Below are 21118 nucleotides of genomic sequence, written 5' to 3'. Positions count from 1 at the left end.
TATGAAAATAGCAATTTATGGTGGCACATTTGATCCGGTTACAAAAGGTCATATAAAAGTAGCGCGTTTTGCAATTGAGACGTTAAATTTAGATAAACTTATTTTTGTTCCCGCTAATATTAATCCATTCAAAACACAACAAAAAAGTGAGTCGGCCGTTGATAGATTAAATATGATAAAAATCGTTTTAGAAGATAAAATGGAAGTTAGCGACTTTGAAATTAAAAGAAATGGTCCATCATACACAATTGAAACAATTAAACATTTTAAAAACAAGTATCCAAATGATGAATTATTTTTATTAATCGGGTCTGACAATTTAGTGAAAATTAACAAATGACACTCAATTGACGAATTTAATAATTATGTAAAAATAAAATGCTTCAAAAGAACTCCTAATATAAATAAAATAAATGCTAAAAAATATAACATTGAAATTTTGAAAAATCCATTGTTTCCGTATTCATCAACCAACTTTCGTAATGGACAAATAAATTGCGTCGATCAACGTGTAATGGAATATATTGGCGACAAATTTTTATATATCGAAGAAATTATTAAAAATACTGTGTCACATGAACGTTATAAACATATGAAATATGCCGCAGACTATGCAGTTGAACTTGCCACTTTATTAAACTATCCTAAAAAATGAGCATATTATGCAGCTCTAATGCATGATATTACAAAAGAATATTCAACAGAAAAGCATCTTGCTTTAATAAAAAAATATTACGACTCGAAATTATTTGTACCTACATATAAAATGCACCAGCTTTCAGCTTATGTATTTTTAAAACACCTATACAAAGTTAATAATACTTTCATATTAGAAGCAATTAAATGTCATACAAGCTTAAAAGACAATTTATCAACATTAGAAAAAATATTATACGTCGCTGATAAGTTATGCAAAGGTCGCGCTTGACCAGGTATTCAAGCTCAAAGAAATTTATTTTTAAAAGATTTTGATTTAGGTTTTAAATCATTAGTTAAATCAATTCATGAGTTTCTAATTTCAGATGGTAAAGAAATTGAACCAGAGCAAATTAACGTATACCAAAAATGATCAAAATAATCTTTAAAAAACAGCGTCCCTATTATATATAGAAAAAAAACGTATTTTATTGCGTTTTTTTTGTAATTTTTAATGTAGAAAATAATGTAAAAAAATTATCAAAAAAAAATAAAAAATTTTTGACAAATTTGTTTTTATTCTGATATTATTAATAAGCAACTTAGTTACAAGCAATTAGTAAAATTAATACAAAAAAATATTTTAAAAAAATACTTGACTTTAAAATAATTATATTGTATAATTAATCTTGTGCAAATAACTTGCAGATAGTTCTTTTAAAACTGGATATAAATACCATAAACGTCAATTCAATTATTTTTAAGAGTTTGATCCTGGCTCAGGATGAACGCTGGCTGTGTGCTTAATACATGCATGTCGAACGAGTAGCTTGCTACTAGTGGCGAATGGGTGAGTAACACGTGCCTAATCTACCTTTCAGATTGGGATAACAAGCGGAAACGCTTGCTAATACCGGATACGCAATAATCTCGCATGAGAATGTTGTAAAAGGGGCGCTTGCCCCACTGGAAGATGAGGGTGCGGAACATTAGTTAGTTGGTAAGGTAATGGCTTACCAAGACTATGATGTTTAGCCGGGTCGAGAGACTGAACGGCCACACTGGGACTGAGATACGGCCCAGACTCCTACGGGAGGCAGCAGTAAGGAATATTCCACAATGGGCGAAAGCCTGATGGAGCGACACAGCGTGCACGATGAAGGCCCTCGGGTCGTAAAGTGCTGTTGTTAGGGAAGAACACTTAGTGGAGGAAATGCCACTAAGCTGACGGTACCTAACCAGAAAGCGATGGCTAACTATGTGCCAGCAGCCGCGGTAATACATAGGTCGCAAGCGTTATCCGGAATTATTGGGCGTAAAGCGTTCGTAGGTTGTTTATTAAGTCTGGTGTTAAAGCCCGGGGCTCAACTCCGGTTTGCATCAGATACTGGTAAACTAGAATGAGATAGAGGTAAGCGGAATTCCATGTGAAGCGGTGAAATGCGTAGATATATGGAAGAACACCAAAGGCGAAGGCAGCTTACTGGGTCTATATTGACACTGAGGGACGAAAGCGTAGGTAGCAAACAGGATTAGATACCCTGGTAGTCTACGCTGTAAACGATGATCATTAGTCGGTGGAGAGTTCACTGACGCAGCTAACGCATTAAATGATCCGCCTGAGTAGTATGCTCGCAAGAGTGAAACTTAAAGGAATTGACGGGGACTCGCACAAGCGGTGGAGCATGTGGTTTAATTTGAAGATACGCGGAGAACCTTACCCACTCTTGACATCTTCCGCAAAGCTATAGAGATATAGCGGAGGCTAACGGAATGACAGATGGTGCATGGTTGTCGTCAGCTCGTGTCGTGAGATGTTCGGTTAAGTCCGATAACGAGCGCAACCCCTATTTTCAGTTAATAACAGATAGAGCTGATAACTCTGGAAATACTGCCTGGGTAACCAGGAGGAAGGTGGGGATGACGTCAAATCATCATGCCTCTTACGAGTGGGGCGACACACGTGCTACAATGGTCGATACAAAGAGACGCAATATAGTGATATGGAGCAAATCTCAAAAAATCGATCTCAGTTCGGATTGAAGTCTGCAACTCGACTTCATGAAGTAGGAATCGCTAGTAATCGCAGATCAGACATGCTGCGGTGAATACGTTCTCGAGTCTTGTACACACCGCCCGTCACACCATGGGAGCTGATAATGCCCGAAGCCGGTTTGTTAACTTCGGAGACGACTGTCTAAGGTAGGATTGGTGACTGGGGTGAAGTCGTAACAAGGTATCCCTACGAGAACGTGGGGATGGATCACCTCCTTTCTACGGAGTACACCTGTTCGAAAGAACAACAAATACAACAATATACAATTCAACAATAAATTCATTACAACAAACGTATAAAAAAACATTTATTAGTTTATGGACTACTATTTATATCCAGTTTTGAGGGTTCTATCCTCAAATAGATCTTTGAAAACTGAATAGAAAAGACATTTGTAATATAAACAAAACAATATTTCAAACGTTTTGATCAACCTATAGAATACATATCATATCTAATTTCTAATTTTAAAAATATAACAATTAGGACAATAGGTCATACTATTAAATAAGTAAGAGTTTTTGGTGGATGCCTTGGGTCTGGAAGTCGATGAAGGACGCGATTACCTGCGATAAGCCTCGTGGAGCTGGAAATAAGCTACGAAACGGGGATTTCCGAATGGGGGAACCTAACTAGATTAATCTTTAGTTACTACATGATGAATACATAGTCATGTTAGAGAGACACGTTGAGAACTGAAACATCTTAGTACCAACAGGAACAGAAAATAAATAATGATTCCCTGAGTAGCGGCGAGCGAACGGGAAGAGCCCAAACCAGCACTTGATGCTGGGGTTGTAGGACCACTTACATAGAGTTACAAAATTCACAGATAGCAGAAGGAGTTGGAATGCTCCGCGATAAAAGGTGAAAGCCCTGTAAGCGAAATTTGTGAATCTCTTAGTGGTATCCTGAGTAGGGCGGGGCACGTGAAACCCTGTCTGAATCTGCCGGGACCATCCGGTAAGGCTAAATACTAACCAGACACCGATAGTGAACTAGTACCGTGAGGGAAAGGTGAAAAGAACCCCGAGAGGGGAGTGAAATAGAATCTGAAACCAATTACTTACAGTTAGTCAGAGCCCGTTAATGGGTGATGGCGTACATCTTGCAGTATGGACCGGCGAGTTATGACAACATGCAGGGTTAAGTGGAATAAAGCGAAGCCGTAGAGAAATCGAGTCTGAAATGGGCGCTTTAGTATGTTGTTATATACCCGAAACCAGGTGATCTACCCATGAGCAGACTGAAACTTAGGTAATACTAAGCGGAGGGTCGAACCGTAGTACGCTGAAAAGTGCCCGGATGACTTGTGGGTAGGGGTGAAATTCCAATCGAACTTGGAGATAGCTGGTTCTCTTCGAAATAGCTTTAGGGCTAGCGTGTGATGTTAAGTAGTGGGGGTAGAGCACTGAATATGGAATGGCGGCGCCTAGCTGTACTGACTATAATCAAACTCCGAATACCATTATGAATTATCATGCAGTCGGAACATCGGTGATAACGTCGATGCTCGCGAGGGAAACAACCCAGATCGTCAGCTAAGGTCCCAAAATTGTGTTAAGTGAGAAAGGTTGTGGGGTTTCTTAAACAGCTAGGATGTTGGCTTAGAAGCAGCCATCGTTTAAAGAGTGCGTAATAGCTCACTAGTCGAGAGACCCTGTGCCAATAATTTAACGGGACTAAAACACAATACCGAAGCTACGGGCACGTAAGTGCGTTAGGAGAGCGTTCTAAGGGCATTGAAGCCAGACCGTGAGGACTGGTGGAGCGCTTAGAAGTGAGAATGCCGGTATGAGTAACGATTCAGAGTGAGAATCTCTGACGCCTATTGGGGAAGGTTTCCTGGGCAAGGTTCGTCCACCCAGGGTTAGTCGGGACCTAAGACGAGGCCGAAAGGCGTAGCCGATGGACCACAGGTTAATATTCCTGTACTTCCTTAAAATGTGATGTAGTGACGGAGAAGGATAGCATTACCACTTATCGGATTGTGGGGTAAGCACAAAGAGGGCCGCTGGAGGCAAATCCCTAGCGACATAACCTTGAAGTGTGATGCATAGTGAAATGGCAACAAAGTAACGAATTATGTGATTCCAGGCTTCTTAAAAAAGCTGCTAACTTAAGTTTTAAGGGACCCGTACCGAGAACGGACACACGTCCCCAAGATGAGTATTCTAAGGCGAGCGAGAAAACCAATGTTAAGGAACTCTGCAAAATTATCCCGTAAGTTCGCAAGAAGGGATGCCTACCCCATCGGGGAGGCCGCAGTAAAATGTGAGGGGGAACTGTTTATCAAAAACACAGCTCTATGCTAAGTCGCAAGACGATGTATATGGGGTGACGCCTGCCCAGTGCCCGAAGGTTAAGATGATGCGTTAGCTTTATGCGAAGCGTTGATTTGAAGCCCGGGTGAACGGCGGCCGTAACTATAACGGTCCTAAGGTAGCGAAATTCCTTGTCGGCTAAATACTGACCTGCACGAAAGGCGCAATCATCTCTTAACTGTCTCAACATTGGACTCGGTGAAATTATGGTCCCAGTGAAAACGCTGGGGATCCGCATCAAGACGAAAAGACCCCGTGGAGCTTTACTATAACTTCGTATTGAATTTTGGCTTAACATGTGTAGGATAGGTGGGAGACTTTGAAGTCCAGACGCTAGTTTGGATGGAGTCATCCTTGAAATACCACCCTTGTTAATTTGAAATTCTAACTTGCTACCGTGATCCGGTAGGAGGACAGTGCGTGGTGGGTAGTTTGACTGGGGCGGTCGCCTCCCAAAGGGTAACGGAGGCGTTCAAAGTTACACTCAATACAGTCAGAAACTGTATGTAGAGCATAAAGGTAAAAGTGTGATTGACTGTGAGACCTACAAGTCGAGCAGGTGCGAAAGCAGGACTTAGTGATCCGGCGGTTCTTCATGGAAAGGCCGTCGCTCAACGGATAAAAGCTACCCCGGGGATAACAGGCTTATCTTCCCCAAGAGATCACATCGACGGGAAGGTTTGGCACCTCGATGTCGGCTCATCGCATCCTGGAGCTGGAGTCGGTTCCAAGGGTTGGGCTGTTCGCCCATTAAAGCGGTACGCGAGCTGGGTTCAGAACGTCGTGAGACAGTTCGGTTCCTATCTGATGTGGACGTTGGAATATTGATGAGAGCTGCTCTTAGTACGAGAGGACCGGAGTGGACGTACCTATGGTGCACCAGTTGTTTCGCCAGAAGCATAGCTGGGTAGCCAAGTACGGAAAGGATAACCGCTGAAAGCATCTAAGCGGGAAGCCTCCTCAGAGATGAATATTCCCTTGAAATTCCTTATAGACTATGAGGTTGATAGGCTGGAGGTGTAAGTGTAGAAATACATTCAGCTGACCAGTACTAATAAATTGAATGGTTTAATAGTAAATTCTATATGTTGACGTAAAATACAAAACTTTCTATTCAGTTTTCAGAGATTTAGCATCGCTTTAAGCGATTTTTTTTATTTTTGAAAGCAAAACTCTATTAAAAATAAAAAATATTGTTATAACTAAATATTTATTTTTAATAAAAAAACGAATAAAATTTCTAATTTTTAACTAAAAATATGTTTTTTTACCTTATATATATAGAAAAAAATAAGACAAAAAAACAGTATTTATTAAGTTGTAAAAAATAAAAATAAAAAAAATAAAAATATTTGTAAATTTGTTTTTTTTATGGTATTATTAATAAGCAACTTGCGTTAACAAAAATAAAGCTAAAAATATTTAAATAAAATTAAATAAAATTTAAATTATCTAGTATAATTAAAGTTGCGCAAATAAAGCGATAGTTCTTTTAAAACTGGATATAAATACCATAAACGTCAATTCAATTATTTTTAAGAGTTTGATCCTGGCTCAGGATGAACGCTGGCTGTGTGCTTAATACATGCATGTCGAACGAGTAGCTTGCTACTAGTGGCGAATGGGTGAGTAACACGTGCCTAATCTACCTTTCAGATTGGGATAACAAGCGGAAACGCTTGCTAATACCGGATACGCAATAATCTCGCATGAGAATGTTGTAAAAGGGGCGCTTGCCCCACTGGAAGATGAGGGTGCGGAACATTAGTTAGTTGGTAAGGTAATGGCTTACCAAGACTATGATGTTTAGCCGGGTCGAGAGACTGAACGGCCACACTGGGACTGAGATACGGCCCAGACTCCTACGGGAGGCAGCAGTAAGGAATATTCCACAATGGGCGAAAGCCTGATGGAGCGACACAGCGTGCACGATGAAGGCCCTCGGGTCGTAAAGTGCTGTTGTTAGGGAAGAACACTTAGTGGAGGAAATGCCACTAAGCTGACGGTACCTAACCAGAAAGCGATGGCTAACTATGTGCCAGCAGCCGCGGTAATACATAGGTCGCAAGCGTTATCCGGAATTATTGGGCGTAAAGCGTTCGTAGGTTGTTTATTAAGTCTGGTGTTAAAGCCCGGGGCTCAACTCCGGTTTGCATCAGATACTGGTAAACTAGAATGAGATAGAGGTAAGCGGAATTCCATGTGAAGCGGTGAAATGCGTAGATATATGGAAGAACACCAAAGGCGAAGGCAGCTTACTGGGTCTATATTGACACTGAGGGACGAAAGCGTAGGTAGCAAACAGGATTAGATACCCTGGTAGTCTACGCTGTAAACGATGATCATTAGTCGGTGGAGAGTTCACTGACGCAGCTAACGCATTAAATGATCCGCCTGAGTAGTATGCTCGCAAGAGTGAAACTTAAAGGAATTGACGGGGACTCGCACAAGCGGTGGAGCATGTGGTTTAATTTGAAGATACGCGGAGAACCTTACCCACTCTTGACATCTTCCGCAAAGCTATAGAGATATAGTGGAGGCTAACGGAATGACAGATGGTGCATGGTTGTCGTCAGCTCGTGTCGTGAGATGTTCGGTTAAGTCCGATAACGAGCGCAACCCCTATTTTCAGTTAATAACAGATAGAGCTGATAACTCTGGAAATACTGCCTGGGTAACCAGGAGGAAGGTGGGGATGACGTCAAATCATCATGCCTCTTACGAGTGGGGCGACACACGTGCTACAATGGTCGATACAAAGAGACGCAATATAGTGATATGGAGCAAATCTCAAAAAATCGATCTCAGTTCGGATTGAAGTCTGCAACTCGACTTCATGAAGTAGGAATCGCTAGTAATCGCAGATCAGACATGCTGCGGTGAATACGTTCTCGAGTCTTGTACACACCGCCCGTCACACCATGGGAGCTGATAATGCCCGAAGCCGGTTTGTTAACTTCGGAGACGACTGTCTAAGGTAGGATTGGTGACTGGGGTGAAGTCGTAACAAGGTATCCCTACGAGAACGTGGGGATGGATCACCTCCTTTCTACGGAGTACACCTGTTCGAAAGAACAACAAATACAACAATATACAATTCAACAATAAATTCATTACAACAAACGTACAAAAAAACATTTATTAGTTTATGGACTACTATTTATATCCAGTTTTGAGGGTTCTATCCTCAAATAGATCTTTGAAAACTGAATAGAAAAGACATTTGTAATATAAACAAAACAATATTTCAAACGTTTTGATCAACCTATAGAATACATATCATATCTAATTTCTAATTTTAAAAATATAACAATTAGGACAATAGGTCATACTATTAAATAAGTAAGAGTTTTTGGTGGATGCCTTGGGTCTGGAAGTCGATGAAGGACGCGATTACCTGCGATAAGCCTCGTGGAGCTGGAAATAAGCTACGAAACGGGATTTCCGAATGGGGAAACCTAACTAGATTAATCTTTAGTTACTACATGATGAATACATAGTCATGTTAGAGAGACACGTTGAGAACTGAAACATCTTAGTACCAACAGGAACAGAAAATAAATAATGATTCCCTGAGTAGCGGCGAGCGAACGGGGAAGAGCCCAAACCAGCACTTGATGCTGGGGTTGTAGGACCACTTACATAGAGTTACAAAATTCACAGATAGCAGAAGGAGTTGGAATGCTCCGCAATAAAAGGTGAAAGCCCTGTAAGCGAAATTTGTGAATCTCTTAGTGGTATCCTGAGTAGGGCGGGGCACGTGAAACCCTGTCTGAATCTGCCGGGACCATCCGGTAAGGCTAAATACTAACCAGACACCGATAGTGAACTAGTACCGTGAGGGAAAGGTGAAAAGAACCCCGAGAGGGGAGTGAAATAGAATCTGAAACCAATTACTTACAGTTAGTCAGAGCCCGTTAATGGGTGATGGCGTACATCTTGCAGTATGGACCGGCGAGTTATGACAACATGCAGGGTTAAGTGGAATAAAGCGAAGCCGTAGAGAAATCGAGTCTGAAATGGGCGCTTTAGTATGTTGTTATATACCCGAAACCAGGTGATCTACCCATGAGCAGACTGAAACTTAGGTAATACTAAGCGGAGGGTCGAACCGTAGTACGCTGAAAAGTGCCCGGATGACTTGTGGGTAGGGGTGAAATTCCAATCGAACTTGGAGATAGCTGGTTCTCTTCGAAATAGCTTTAGGGCTAGCGTGTGATGTTAAGTAGTGGGGGTAGAGCACTGAATATGGAATGGCGGCGCCTAGCTGTACTGACTATAATCAAACTCCGAATACCATTATGAATTATCATGCAGTCGGAACATCGGTGATAACGTCGATGCTCGCGAGGGAAACAACCCAGATCGTCAGCTAAGGTCCCAAAATTGTGTTAAGTGAGAAAGGTTGTGGGGTTTCTTAAACAGCTAGGATGTTGGCTTAGAAGCAGCCATCGTTTAAAGAGTGCGTAATAGCTCACTAGTCGAGAGACCCTGTGCCAATAATTTAACGGGACTAAAACACAATACCGAAGCTACGGGCACGTAAGTGCGTTAGGAGAGCGTTCTAAGGGCATTGAAGCCAGACCGTGAGGACTGGTGGAGCGCTTAGAAGTGAGAATGCCGGTATGAGTAACGATTCAGAGTGAGAATCTCTGACGCCTATTGGGGAAGGTTTCCTGGGCAAGGTTCGTCCACCCAGGGTTAGTCGGGACCTAAGACGAGGCCGAAAGGCGTAGCCGATGGACCACAGGTTAATATTCCTGTACTTCCTTAAAATGTGATGTAGTGACGGAGAAGGATAGCATTACCACTTATCGGATTGTGGGGTAAGCACAAAGAGGGCCGCTGGAGGCAAATCCCTAGCGACATAACCTTGAAGTGTGATGCATAGTGAAATGGCAACAAAGTAACGAATTATGTGATTCCAGGCTTCTTAAAAAAGCTGCTAACTTAAGTTTTAAGGGACCCGTACCGAGAACGGACACACGTCCCCAAGATGAGTATTCTAAGGCGAGCGAGAAAACCAATGTTAAGGAACTCTGCAAAATTATCCCGTAAGTTCGCAAGAAGGGATGCCTACCCCATCGGGGAGGCCGCAGTAAAATGTGAGGGGAACTGTTTATCAAAAACACAGCTCTATGCTAAGTCGCAAGACGATGTATATGGGGTGACGCCTGCCCAGTGCCCGAAGGTTAAGATGATGCGTTAGCTTTATGCGAAGCGTTGATTTGAAGCCCGGGTGAACGGCGGCCGTAACTATAACGGTCCTAAGGTAGCGAAATTCCTTGTCGGCTAAATACTGACCTGCACGAAAGGCGCAATCATCTCTTAACTGTCTCAACATTGGACTCGGTGAAATTATGGTCCCAGTGAAAACGCTGGGGATCCGCATCAAGACGAAAAGACCCCGTGGAGCTTTACTATAACTTCGTATTGAATTTTGGCTTAACATGTGTAGGATAGGTGGGAGACTTTGAAGTCCAGACGCTAGTTTGGATGGAGTCATCCTTGAAATACCACCCTTGTTAATTTGAAATTCTAACTTGCTACCGTGATCCGGTAGGAGGACAGTGCGTGGTGGGTAGTTTGACTGGGGCGGTCGCCTCCCAAAGGGTAACGGAGGCGTTCAAAGTTACACTCAATACAGTCAGAAACTGTATGTAGAGCATAAAGGTAAAAGTGTGATTGACTGTGAGACCTACAAGTCGAGCAGGTGCGAAAGCAGGACTTAGTGATCCGGCGGTTCTTCATGGAAAGGCCGTCGCTCAACGGATAAAAGCTACCCCGGGGATAACAGGCTTATCTTCCCCAAGAGATCACATCGACGGGAAGGTTTGGCACCTCGATGTCGGCTCATCGCATCCTGGAGCTGGAGTCGGTTCCAAGGGTTGGGCTGTTCGCCCATTAAAGCGGTACGCGAGCTGGGTTCAGAACGTCGTGAGACAGTTCGGTTCCTATCTGATGTGGACGTTGGAATATTGATGAGAGCTGCTCTTAGTACGAGAGGACCGGAGTGGACGTACCTATGGTGCACCAGTTGTTTCGCCAGAAGCATAGCTGGGTAGCCAAGTACGGAAAGGATAACCGCTGAAAGCATCTAAGCGGGAAGCCTCCTCAGAGATGAATATTCCCTTGAAATTCCTTATAGACTATGAGGTTGATAGGCTGGAGGTGTAAGTGTAGAAATACATTCAGCTGACCAGTACTAATAAATTGAATGGTTTAATAGTAAATTCTATATGTTGACGTAAAATACAAAACTTTCTATTCAGTTTTCAGAGATTTAGCATCGCTTAAAGCGATTTTTTTTTATACTTTTTTTAAGCTTAAAAGTATAATGAAATAATGAAACAAATAAAATTAAACAATAAAAGAATTAGATTAAACAAAAGTATGTTAAAGGGATTTCAAACATTTAGCACATATTTTTTAATCATTGTATTACCCATGATTATTTTAATGTCTTTAAAAATCACTGCAGATAAACATTATTTAAAAGATGGTATATTTTTAAGTTTTTGATTCATTTCATCAATCAGTGTTTTAGTAAGTACATGTATTTACGATTATTTACACTATAAAAAAGGAACAACTACTTTAAAAGTATTAGTATGATTAAGTATTATTTTATATTTAATGGTTATTATATTGTTCACACTTTTATATTCAATTAATTAAAAAAACTTGATTTTCAAAAAAACCACTTTATTGGCTTTTTTTTAATATTTTTGTTATAATAATTTAGCAACTACAGACAATGACACATAAGGTTATGAAACACCGAGCTTAGTTGTTCATCTCGGTATTCAACAATTTATGTAGAGTCAGTTCAAACAAAAATGAACAAGGAGAACAAATGAAACTACAAATCAAAATGAAATCTTTTGATCACAAATTAGTTGACGCAGCAGCATTAAAAGTTATTGCTTTAGCTAATGGTGAAAAAGCAGTTGTAAGTGGACCAATTCCATTGCCAACAAAAAAAGAAATCATCACAATTCTTCGTTCTGTACACGTTAACAAAAAATCACGTGAACAATTCGAGTCAAGAACACACAAACGTTTAATTTATGTAGACGGTGTGAACGAAAAACTAGCTGATCAATTCCAACGTTTAGAATTACCAGCTGGTGTTCAAATTAGCGTTAAAACTGTTAAATAATAACAGTATTTATTTTATTACTCTGTACGCGCACGTATATATGTGAATATATACTTAATCAAAATAAACAACCAAATATTGAAAGGAAATATATGAAAGGAATCTTAGGACGTAAAGTTGGAATGACTCAATTATTTACTAACACAGGTATTGCTTTACCAGTTACTGTAATTGAAGTTAAACCAAATGTTGTTACTAAAGTTCTTTCAGCAGAAAAAGATGGGTACGTTGCTACTCAACTTGCTACTGAAGACAAAAAACAATCAAGAATCAAAAAACCTGAAATTAATAGATTCAAAGCAGCTAACACAACACCTAAGCGCTTCGTAAAAGAAATCCGTAACATGAATGGTTACGATTTAGGTCAATTAGTTGACGCAAGCATTTTCGAAGCTGGGGAAATTGTTGATGTTACATCAATTTCAAAAGGAAAAGGATTTGCCGGAACTATTAAACGTCACAACCAAAAAATAGGACCTAAATCACACGGTGGAGGGGGAGGTTCAAAACCTGTTCGTCAAACCGGATCAATCGGGGACATTTCTGGAAACAAAGTTGTTAAAGGAATGACAATGCCTGGTCATTTAGGAGCTCAAAAATCAACAATGCAAAACTTAGAAGTTGTTTTAGTAGATGTTGAAAATAACTTATTAATCGTTAAAGGTTCAGTACCAGGACCTAAAAACGCATTTGTAATCGTTAAACAAAATGCTAAAAATGTTGCTAAAAAAGAAGCTATCACATTAGTAGATTTAAAAATTGCTCTTGTGAAAAATGAATTATTTGAAGAAGCTAAAAAATTCGGTGCAGAATTAACTACTGATATGACTGTTGCTGAAATGAAAAAAGTTATCGCTGAAGCTCAAGAAGCTAAAGAAGAAGCTGATGCACAAGCTGAAGCAGATAAAGAAAATGGAGAAGAATAATGGCAGATGTTAAATCAACACGTGAAAGATGATACTGTACTCTAAGAGACGGTGCTGAAGAAAATCGTAAAGATTACTGATCATTAAAAAAAGCTAACGAAGAAGCTATTGGAGAATTTGAACATCAAGACGAAGCTGTTAAAAAATTTAAAAGTTTAAATCTTGATGCTACATTATGATTCCAAAAAGGCGGAAAATACGTTAGAACTATCAAAACATTAAAATCTGAAAATCCAGCTGAAGTTATTGTTGTTGACTCAAACGACGATGCAGAAACTAAAAAAGCTAACGAGAAAAAATTCAAAGAAGCACAAAAAGCAAGATTAGCAAACACTTCTAAAAAACCAGCAACTAAAAAATCAACAAATGAAGCAGTTAAAGTTGAAAAATCAAAACCAACTGATGTTACATTTGAAGCAAAATCATTACCAGTTAACTTATTTGGGTTAGAAGAATTACATGCACAAGCTGTATTTGACACAATCATGAGTGATCGTGCATCAAGAAGATTCTCGACTCACAAAGTTAAAAACCGTGGTGAAGTATCTGGAACAGGTAAAAAACCATGAAGACAAAAAGGAACTGGACGTGCTAGAACAGGTTCATTACGTACACCAGTATTCGTAGGTGGGGGACGTGCATTCGGACCTACTACAAATAAAAACTACTCATTAAAAGTTAACAAAAAAGTTCGTGCATTAGCAGTTAAAAGTGCTTTAAGCCAATTAGCAAAAGCAAAACACGTATTAGTACACGAATTTACATTGGAAAATCCATCAACAAAAGAATTTGCAAAACAATTAAAAGACAACAACTTAGACTCATTAAAACACGTATTAGTAGTTACAAGTAATTTAAATGTATTTTTATCAGCTCGTAACATGCAAAACGTTGAAACAGTTAAAGTTACTTCATTACAAGTAGAAGCATTAATCGCAGCAGATGTATTAGTTATTTCATCTGAAGATTTAAAAGCTTTAGAAAGATTGGTTAAATAATGAAATTAAACGACATTATTAAATATCCTATTTTAACTGAAAAAACTTATCAACAAATGAGTGATGAAAACCATAGAGTTATCACATTTGCAGTTGACAAACGTACAAACAAAGTTGAAGTTAGAAAAGCTGTTGAATTTATCTTTAATGTAAAAGTTGAAAAAGTAAACATTCTAAAAGTTAACCGTAAAGCTAAAAGAGTAGGTCGTTTCTCAGGATACACATCAGCATATAAAAAAGCTATGGTATTTCTAGCAGCAGGAAGCGAAATCAACTTCTTCCCAGAAGATGTTAAATCAGAAGAAGTTAAAGAAACCAAGGCAGTCGCAACACAAAATAACGAATTAAGCGACGCAGAAAAAAAAGCAGCTGAAAAAATTAAAAAAGCTGAAGCTAAAAAAGCACAAAAATAATCGTGTTAATAAATCGAAATGCTTCTTCTTGAATAACCTATAAGAAGAATGCTCACAGACAAAAAGACACTTAAAAGAAATAAATATTTTTAAGTAAAAAAAAGGAGAAATTATGGCTGTTAAACATTACAAGCCAACCTCCAATGGTAGACGGAACATGTCATCATTAGATTACAAACAAAATCTAACTGGACATGCTCCTGAAAAATCTCTACTTGTACCATTAAAAAAACACGCAGGTAGAAACAACCGTGGAATCATTACCACAAGACACCATGGAGGCGGAACAAAACGTAAATATCGTTTAATTGACTTCAAACGTAATAAAGACGGAATTGAAGCAACAGTTAAAACAATCGAATACGATCCAAACCGTAGCGCCAACATTTCTTTAGTAGTATATAAAGATGGAGAAAAAAGATACATCTTAGCTCCTAAAGGATTAACAGTTGGAAGCAAAATTATCTCAGGAGAATCAACAGATATCAAAGTTGGTAACACACTAGCTTTAAAAAACATTCCTGATGGTACATTAATTCACAATATTGAATTACAACCAAAAGCGGGTGGTATTATCGCTCGTAGTGCTGGAACAAGTGCACAAGTTCTAGGACATGAAGAAAATGGTAGATATGTAATTGTTAGATTAAAATCAGGTGAAGTTAGAAAAATTTTAAAAGATTGTCGTGCAACAGTTGGTGTAGTTGGAAATGAAGAACACTCATTAGTTAACATTGGTAAAGCTGGTCGTAACCGTCACTTAGGAATTCGTCCTACAGTTCGTGGATCAGCAATGAACCCAATTGATCACCCACATGGAGGAGGGGAAGGACGTCAACCTATTGGACGTAAAGCTCCACTTACACCATGAGGTAAAAAAGCTCTTGGAGTGAAAACTCGTTCAACTAAAAAATCATCAAATAAATTAATCATGAGAAGAAGAAAGGTAAGTAAATAATGGCTAGATCACTTAAAAAAGGTCCATTCTGTGATGACCACTTAATGAAAAAAGTTCAAGCTATCCTATCTGGAGATGCTCCAAAACGTCCAATTAAAACATGAAGCCGTCGTTCAACAATCTTCCCAGACTTTGTTGGATTAACCTTCCAAGTACACAATGGAAAAGTTTTCAATGATGTATTTGTAAGTCCTGACATGGTTGGACACAAATTAGGAGAATTTTCACCTACACGTACATATTCAGGTCACGGTGCTGACAAAGGTAAGAAAAAATAATGCAAGCAAAATTTGATAAAACAGCTTTCGCAAGCGTTAAAACACAAAGAATTTCAGCACGTAAAGCACGTCTAGTAGCTGACTTAGTACGTTACAAAACAACTCATGAAGCAATCGCAATCTTACAAACAACTAACAAAAAAGCAACAAGAATTATTCTAAAATTACTAAAAAGTGCAATCGCAAACGCAACCAACAACCATGGATTAGATGGTGAAAAATTAATAATTAGCAAAATCCTAGTAAATGAAGGTCCAACATTAAAACGTTTCCAACCTCATTCACAAGGTAGAGCATATCCAATTTTCAAAAGAACAAGTCACTTCTATATTGAAGTTGCTGAATTAAACTAAGGAGAGTATTTATGGGACAAAAAGTAAATCCAAATGGTTTTAGATTTGGAATCACAAAAGAACATAATACAAAATGATATGCAGATAAAGCTAATTACGCTAACTTATTAATTCAAGATCAAAAAATCTACAACTTCTTCGATAAATTAGTAAGAACATACCAAATAGGTAATGTAAAAATAACACGTGATCAAGCAGGACATGTAAATGTTGCTTTATTCACAGCAAAACCAGGTTCTGTTTTAGGAACTAATGGAGATAACGTTAAAGAATTAACATTATCACTAAAAAAAGCAATTCAAGATAAAAACTTAAATGTAAATATTGAAGTTATTGAATTAAAAAACCCAGATTTAAACGCACGTTTATTAGCAGAAGCTATCGCAGTTAAATTAGAAAACCGTGGAAGCTTCCGTCAAGCACAAAAATTTGCTATTCGTTCAGCAATGCGTGCTGGAGCAAAAGGAATCAAAACAGCAGTATCAGGACGTCTAAACGGAGTTGACATGGCCCGTAAAGAAGGATACAGTGAAGGTGAAATGAAATTACATACATTACGTCAAGATGTTGACTACGCAACAGCGACAGCTAGAACTACTTACGGAGCTCTAGGGGTTAAAGTTTGAGTATCATTAGGGGAAAAATTAAATAAAGGAGACGCTGATGTTACAACCGAAAAGAACTAAACACCGTAAAATGTTTAGAATTCGTCACGATAAAGTAAAAGCTTTCAAAGGAAATAAAGTTTCGTTTGGAGAATATGGTCTACAAGCTAAAACAAGTGCGTGAGTTACTTCAAGACAAATTGAAGCAGCTCGTATCGCCATTACTCGTAGAATGGGTCGTGAAGGACAAGTTTTCATTAGAATATTCCCACATATGTCAAAAACATCTAAACCTATCGGAGTACGTATGGGTTCAGGTAAAGGTTCACCAGATCAATGAGTAGCAGTAGTTAAAGTTGATACAATGATGTTCGAAGTTAAAGGTGTTAAAGAAGAAATCGCTCTAGATGCATTACGTCTAGGGGGACACAAATTACCAGTTAAAGTTAAAATTGTTAAACGTGAAAACCAAGAAGGAGAAAACTAATGAAATACGCTGAATTAAAAACTAAATCAATCGCTGAATTAGAAAAAATGGTTGACGATTTATCAGCTTTAGCTTTCCAATTACGTCAACGTTCAAAAACTGGACAATTAGATACACCACACAAAATCAAAGCAAACAAAAAAGATATCGCAAGAATACTAACAGCAATTAACGAGAAAAAAGCAGCAGGAGAAACAAAATAATGGAAAGATCAAATAACCGTAAAGTTTTAAACGGGAAAGTTGTTTCAACAAAAAACGATAAAACAATCATCGTTTTAGTAGAAACATACATGAAACACCCTAAATACCAAAAACGTTTCAAAAAATCAAAACGTTTTGCAGTACATGACGAACAAAACTTAGCAAAATTAAACGATATTGTTAAAATTCAAGAAACACGTCCTTTATCAAAAACTAAACATTTCCGTTTAGTTGAAATTAAAGAACATTCACAACAAGGAGAAGAATAATATGATACAAGAACTTTCAAGAGTTAACGTCGCAGATAATTCAGGTGCTAAAGTTGTAGGTATTATCCGTAACCTAGGTGGAAGTGTTAAAAAATCAGCAAATATCGGTGATGTTGTTATTTGTTCAGTAAAAAAAGCTCTTCCAAACGGAATCGTTAAAGAAGGACAAATTGTTAAAGCTGTTGTTGTTAGAACACGTTATGGTCTACAACGTAAAAATGGTACATACATTCGTTTCGATGATAATGCAGTTGTTATTATCAAAGAAGACAAAAACCCTCGTGGAACACGTGTGTTTGGACCAGTTGCTCGTGAATTAAGAGACAAAGGATATCTAAAAATCGTTTCATTGGCACCGGAGGTTTTATAATGGCTAGTCATAAAATTAGAAAAAATGATTCAGTAGTTGTAATCTCAGGAGCTTACAAAGGTAAAGTTTCTACAGTATTAGAAGTTAACGCTGAAAAACAAACCGTTTTATTAAAAGACATCAATAAAAAAACTAAACACATCAAACCAAATCAACAAAATACTGAAGGTGGAGTTGAAATTAAAGAATTCCCAATCCACATCTCAAATGTAGCCTTATTAGTTAAAAAAGGTACTGCATCAACACCAGCTACTTATTCAAGAGTAGGATTCCAATTCGATAAAAATGGAAAAAAACAAAGACTTGTTAAAAAAACTGGAAAAACATTCTAAGGAGTAAAGTATGAATAAATTACAAAAACAATATTTAGAAGTTGCTAAACCAGCTTTACAAAAACAATTTAATTACAAGTCATCAATGGAAATTCCAAGAATCGAAAAAATAGTATTAAACATGACCGCAGGTAATGAAGTTACTAACTCAAAAGCTATCGAAGAAGTAGCTAATGAATTAATGGCTATCGCAGGTCAAAAACCAACTCAAACAGTTGCAAGAAAATCATTGGCATCGTGAAAATTACGTGAAGGTATGCCAATGGGTTCAAAAGTTACATTACGTCGTGAAAAAATGTGATCATTCTTAAACAAACTAATCGCAGTTTCACTTCCACGTGTTCGTGACTTTAGAGGGGTAAACCCAAAATCATTCGACGGTAGAGGAAACTTTGCAATCGGAGTTAAAGAATTAATTATTTTCCCAGAAATTAGTTTTGATAAAGTTCGTAAATTAAAAGGTTTAGATGTAATCATTGTTACAAGTGCAAAAACTGACGAGGAAGCATACGCTCTTTTAAAAGAGTTAGGTATGCCATTTGCAAAAGGAGAATAGTAAAATATGGCTAAAAAATCATTAAAAGTTAAATCAGCTCGTAAAGCGAAATTCTCAACACGTGCTTATACACGTTGCGAATTATGTGGACGTCCACATGCTGTTTTAAGAAAATACAAAATTTGTAGAATTTGTTTCCGTAAATTAGCACATGAAGGTAAATTACCAGGAATTAAGAAAGCGAGTTGATAATTATGGGTATCATCACAGATCCAATAGCAGATATGTTTGTTCGTATTAAAAACGCTACAGCACGTAAACACCGTGAAGTAATCGTTCCTCATTCAAACAAAAAAGTAAAAATCTTAGAAATTTTCAAAAATGAAGGATATATTGCTGATTTTAAAGAAGTAACAATGGAAAACAACCACAAAGGTATTCTAGTTTCTTTAAAATACAAAGGTTATACAAGCACAACAAGCGTTATAAGCGGACTTAAAAAAGTTTCAAAACCAGGATTAAAAGTATATGCATCAGCTAAAACTTTACCAAAAGTATTAAGCGGATACGGTACAGCAATCATTTCAACATCAAAAGGATTATTAACAGATAAAGAAGCAAGAAAGGCTAATGTTGGTGGCGAAGTTATCGCCTTCATCTGATAAGGTTAGTCTATGTCACGTGTCGGAAAAAGAATTTTAAATATTCCAAACGGAACAGAAGTATCAATTAATAATTCATACGTTGAAGTAAAAGGTCCAAAAGGAACATTAAGCTACCAATTTTCAAACTTAATTACCATTGCTAACGAAAACAACCAAGTTACTACAACTAGAGCAAACGAAGATAAACACACTAAACAATTACACGGAACAACAAACTCACTAATCGCCGCAATGATCAAAGGTGTTAGTGAAGGATTTACAAAAGAAATCGAAATTAAAGGGGTTGGATATAAAGCAACTCTTAAAGGGGAAATCTTAGAAGTTATTGCAGGGTACTCACACCCAGTTAATTTATCAATACCTTCAAACTTACAAGTATCAGTACCAAAACCTACACAAATCATAATTTCAGGTATTGATAAACAAGCTGTTGGACAATTTGCTGCTATCGTAAGAGATGTTCGTCGTCCAAGTCCTTACTCAGGTAAAGGGATTATGTACAAAGATGAAGTTGTGCGTCGTAAAGAAGGGAAAACAGCTTCTAAATAAAGCTAAGAGGTTAAATATATGCAAAAATCAAGAAATCAAAAAAGACAAACAAAACACAGAAAAATCAGAACACACATTTCAGGAACAGCTGATTTACCACGTGTTTGCGTATTTAAATCATTACACAACTTCTATGCACAAGTAATCAATGACGACAATCACACAACATTATGCGCAGCATCAACAAAAGAATTAAGCAATAAAGCAAACAACATCGCCGCAGCTAAAGAAGTTGCTAAATTATTAGCAGCTAAATTAAAAGCACAAAAAATTGAAAAAATCGTTTTCGATCGTTCAGGTTATATTTATCATGGTAAAGTTTCAGCGTTTGCTGATACATTACGTGAAGAAGGGATTCAATTCTAATGACTGAAGAAAAACAAAAAGATTTAGCTGTTCAAACAAAAGCAGCTGGTACAAAAGTTATTAAAAACAATCACGCTAAAAGAAATGATTTTGAAGAAAAATCAGACAAACCTGTAAGACGTTCATTTAAAAAAGACGAAAAATTTAACGCCAGAGGTAAACAAAACAGAGGACCTCGTCGTGACGCCGCAATGGCAGAATTTGAAGAAAAAGTAGTTAACATCAGCCGTGTTACAGTTGTTGTTAAAGGGGGAAGACGTTTTAGCTTCTCAGCATATGTAGTAGTCGGAAACCGTAAAGGTAAAGTAGGTTTCGGACATGGAAAAGCAAATGAAGTGCAAGATGCTATTAAAAAAGCAGTTAAAGCAGCACATAAAAACATTTTCGAAGTTCCTATGGTAAATGGAACAATTCCTCATGAAATTAAAGCTAAATTCTTAGCTTCACAAGTACAATTACGTCCAGCACCAAAAGGACGTGGACTTATTGCTTCAAACACATTACGTACAATTATTGAATTAGCTGGATACACAGATATTTCAACTAAAACATACGGATCACGTACAAAACAAAACATCGTTCATGCAGCAGTTAAAGCATTAAAACAATTACGTACTGCAAAAGAAATCGCAGAACTTAGAGACATTAAAGTCGAAGATCTATTATAAGAAA

At 37.9% G+C, this 21118-nt stretch carries 20 protein-coding genes, 4 rRNA genes and 1 pseudogene; all 25 read left to right on the top strand.

The window, feature by feature from the left end; all coding sequences use genetic code 4:
* Position 1: 1 nt before the first annotated feature.
* The 25 genes and pseudogenes from HGG69_RS02425 to rpsE all read left to right on the top strand — a co-directional run bounded on the left by HGG69_RS02425 (position 2) and on the right by rpsE (position 21114).
* Entirely contained in the window at positions 2 to 1078 is a 1077-nt protein-coding gene (locus HGG69_RS02425; RefSeq protein ID WP_169605201.1) for a nicotinate-nucleotide adenylyltransferase, read from the top strand.
* A gap of 314 nt (positions 1079 to 1392) precedes the next feature.
* A 16S ribosomal RNA gene (locus HGG69_RS02420) occupies positions 1393 to 2910 on the top strand.
* Positions 2911 to 3193: 283 nt separating this feature from the next.
* A 23S ribosomal RNA gene (locus tag HGG69_RS02415) occupies positions 3194 to 6092 on the top strand.
* A 455-nt stretch (positions 6093 to 6547) separates the two neighbouring features.
* Positions 6548 to 8065, top strand: a 16S ribosomal RNA gene (locus tag HGG69_RS02410).
* 283 nt (positions 8066 to 8348) lie between these two features.
* Positions 8349 to 11246, top strand: a 23S ribosomal RNA gene (locus HGG69_RS02405).
* The 16S and 23S rRNA genes sit together here, the layout of an rRNA operon.
* A 115-nt stretch (positions 11247 to 11361) precedes the next feature.
* On the top strand, positions 11362 to 11694 hold the full coding sequence (locus HGG69_RS02400; protein WP_169605200.1) for a hypothetical protein: 333 nt from the start codon (positions 11362 to 11364) through the stop codon (positions 11692 to 11694).
* A gap of 178 nt (positions 11695 to 11872) precedes the next feature.
* Positions 11873 to 12178: a 30S ribosomal protein S10 gene (rpsJ, locus tag HGG69_RS02395; protein ID WP_169605199.1), complete on the top strand. Its 306-nt coding sequence runs from the start codon at positions 11873 to 11875 to the stop codon at positions 12176 to 12178.
* 92 nt (positions 12179 to 12270) lie between these two features.
* A pseudogene (gene rplC / locus HGG69_RS02390) lies at positions 12271 to 12930 on the top strand (50S ribosomal protein L3); the annotation flags it as partial.
* Positions 12931 to 13103: 173 nt separating this feature from the next.
* Entirely contained in the window at positions 13104 to 14102 is a 999-nt protein-coding gene (rplD, locus tag HGG69_RS02385; RefSeq protein WP_169605197.1) for a 50S ribosomal protein L4, read from the top strand.
* A complete protein-coding gene (rplW, locus tag HGG69_RS02380) occupies positions 14102 to 14515 on the top strand; it encodes a 50S ribosomal protein L23 (RefSeq protein WP_169605196.1) in 414 nt (137 codons plus the stop codon). The genes rplD and rplW overlap by 1 nt, the downstream gene beginning before the upstream one ends.
* Before the next feature lie 112 nt (positions 14516 to 14627).
* On the top strand, positions 14628 to 15473 hold the full coding sequence (gene rplB, locus HGG69_RS02375; RefSeq protein WP_169605195.1) for a 50S ribosomal protein L2: 846 nt from the start codon (positions 14628 to 14630) through the stop codon (positions 15471 to 15473).
* Positions 15473 to 15751: a 30S ribosomal protein S19 gene (gene rpsS / locus HGG69_RS02370; RefSeq protein ID WP_169605194.1), complete on the top strand. Its 279-nt coding sequence runs from the start codon at positions 15473 to 15475 to the stop codon at positions 15749 to 15751. The genes rplB and rpsS overlap by 1 nt, the downstream gene beginning before the upstream one ends.
* On the top strand, positions 15751 to 16104 hold the full coding sequence (gene rplV, locus HGG69_RS02365; RefSeq protein WP_169605193.1) for a 50S ribosomal protein L22: 354 nt from the start codon (positions 15751 to 15753) through the stop codon (positions 16102 to 16104). The genes rpsS and rplV overlap by 1 nt, the downstream gene beginning before the upstream one ends.
* Positions 16105 to 16115: 11 nt before the next feature.
* Entirely contained in the window at positions 16116 to 16790 is a 675-nt protein-coding gene (gene rpsC / locus HGG69_RS02360; protein ID WP_169605192.1) for a 30S ribosomal protein S3, read from the top strand.
* The gene (rplP, locus tag HGG69_RS02355; RefSeq protein WP_169605191.1) at positions 16768 to 17196 is read left to right on the top strand and encodes a 50S ribosomal protein L16; all 429 of its coding nucleotides are present in this window, start codon (positions 16768 to 16770) and stop codon (positions 17194 to 17196) included. The genes rpsC and rplP overlap by 23 nt, the downstream gene beginning before the upstream one ends.
* A complete protein-coding gene (gene rpmC, locus HGG69_RS02350) occupies positions 17196 to 17399 on the top strand; it encodes a 50S ribosomal protein L29 (RefSeq protein ID WP_169605190.1) in 204 nt (67 codons plus the stop codon). Before rplP ends, rpmC begins: the two co-directional genes overlap by 1 nt.
* On the top strand, positions 17399 to 17668 hold the full coding sequence (gene rpsQ, locus HGG69_RS02345; RefSeq protein WP_169605189.1) for a 30S ribosomal protein S17: 270 nt from the start codon (positions 17399 to 17401) through the stop codon (positions 17666 to 17668). The genes rpmC and rpsQ overlap by 1 nt, the downstream gene beginning before the upstream one ends.
* Before the next feature lies 1 nt (position 17669).
* The gene (gene rplN / locus HGG69_RS02340; protein ID WP_169605188.1) at positions 17670 to 18038 is read left to right on the top strand and encodes a 50S ribosomal protein L14; all 369 of its coding nucleotides are present in this window, start codon (positions 17670 to 17672) and stop codon (positions 18036 to 18038) included.
* The gene (gene rplX, locus HGG69_RS02335; RefSeq protein ID WP_169605187.1) at positions 18038 to 18370 is read left to right on the top strand and encodes a 50S ribosomal protein L24; all 333 of its coding nucleotides are present in this window, start codon (positions 18038 to 18040) and stop codon (positions 18368 to 18370) included. Before rplN ends, rplX begins: the two co-directional genes overlap by 1 nt.
* Positions 18371 to 18380: 10 nt before the next feature.
* Positions 18381 to 18926, top strand: a complete 546-nt coding sequence (rplE, locus tag HGG69_RS02330; RefSeq protein ID WP_169605186.1) for a 50S ribosomal protein L5 — start codon at positions 18381 to 18383, stop codon at positions 18924 to 18926.
* A gap of 6 nt (positions 18927 to 18932) precedes the next feature.
* Complete coding sequence (locus tag HGG69_RS02325) at positions 18933 to 19118, top strand: type Z 30S ribosomal protein S14 (protein ID WP_169605185.1); 186 nt, start codon at positions 18933 to 18935, stop codon at positions 19116 to 19118.
* An 8-nt stretch (positions 19119 to 19126) separates the two neighbouring features.
* Positions 19127 to 19531, top strand: coding sequence for a 30S ribosomal protein S8 (rpsH, locus tag HGG69_RS02320; protein WP_336508886.1), 405 nt, complete (start codon positions 19127 to 19129; stop codon positions 19529 to 19531).
* 9 nt (positions 19532 to 19540) lie between these two features.
* Entirely contained in the window at positions 19541 to 20080 is a 540-nt protein-coding gene (gene rplF / locus HGG69_RS02315) for a 50S ribosomal protein L6 (protein ID WP_169605183.1), read from the top strand.
* 18 nt (positions 20081 to 20098) lie between these two features.
* Positions 20099 to 20446, top strand: a complete 348-nt coding sequence (gene rplR, locus HGG69_RS02310) for a 50S ribosomal protein L18 (RefSeq protein WP_169605182.1) — start codon at positions 20099 to 20101, stop codon at positions 20444 to 20446.
* Entirely contained in the window at positions 20446 to 21114 is a 669-nt protein-coding gene (gene rpsE / locus HGG69_RS02305; protein ID WP_169605181.1) for a 30S ribosomal protein S5, read from the top strand. The genes rplR and rpsE overlap by 1 nt, the downstream gene beginning before the upstream one ends.
* Positions 21115 to 21118 lie beyond the last annotated feature (4 nt).

This window comes from Mycoplasma phocoenae (assembly GCF_012934855.1).
In the GTDB taxonomy this organism is placed as follows: domain Bacteria; phylum Bacillota_I; class Bacilli_A; order Mycoplasmatales; family Metamycoplasmataceae; genus Metamycoplasma; species Metamycoplasma phocoenae.
Note: the sequence above shows the minus strand (reverse complement) of the source record. Positions and strands in the feature narration are given on the sequence as shown.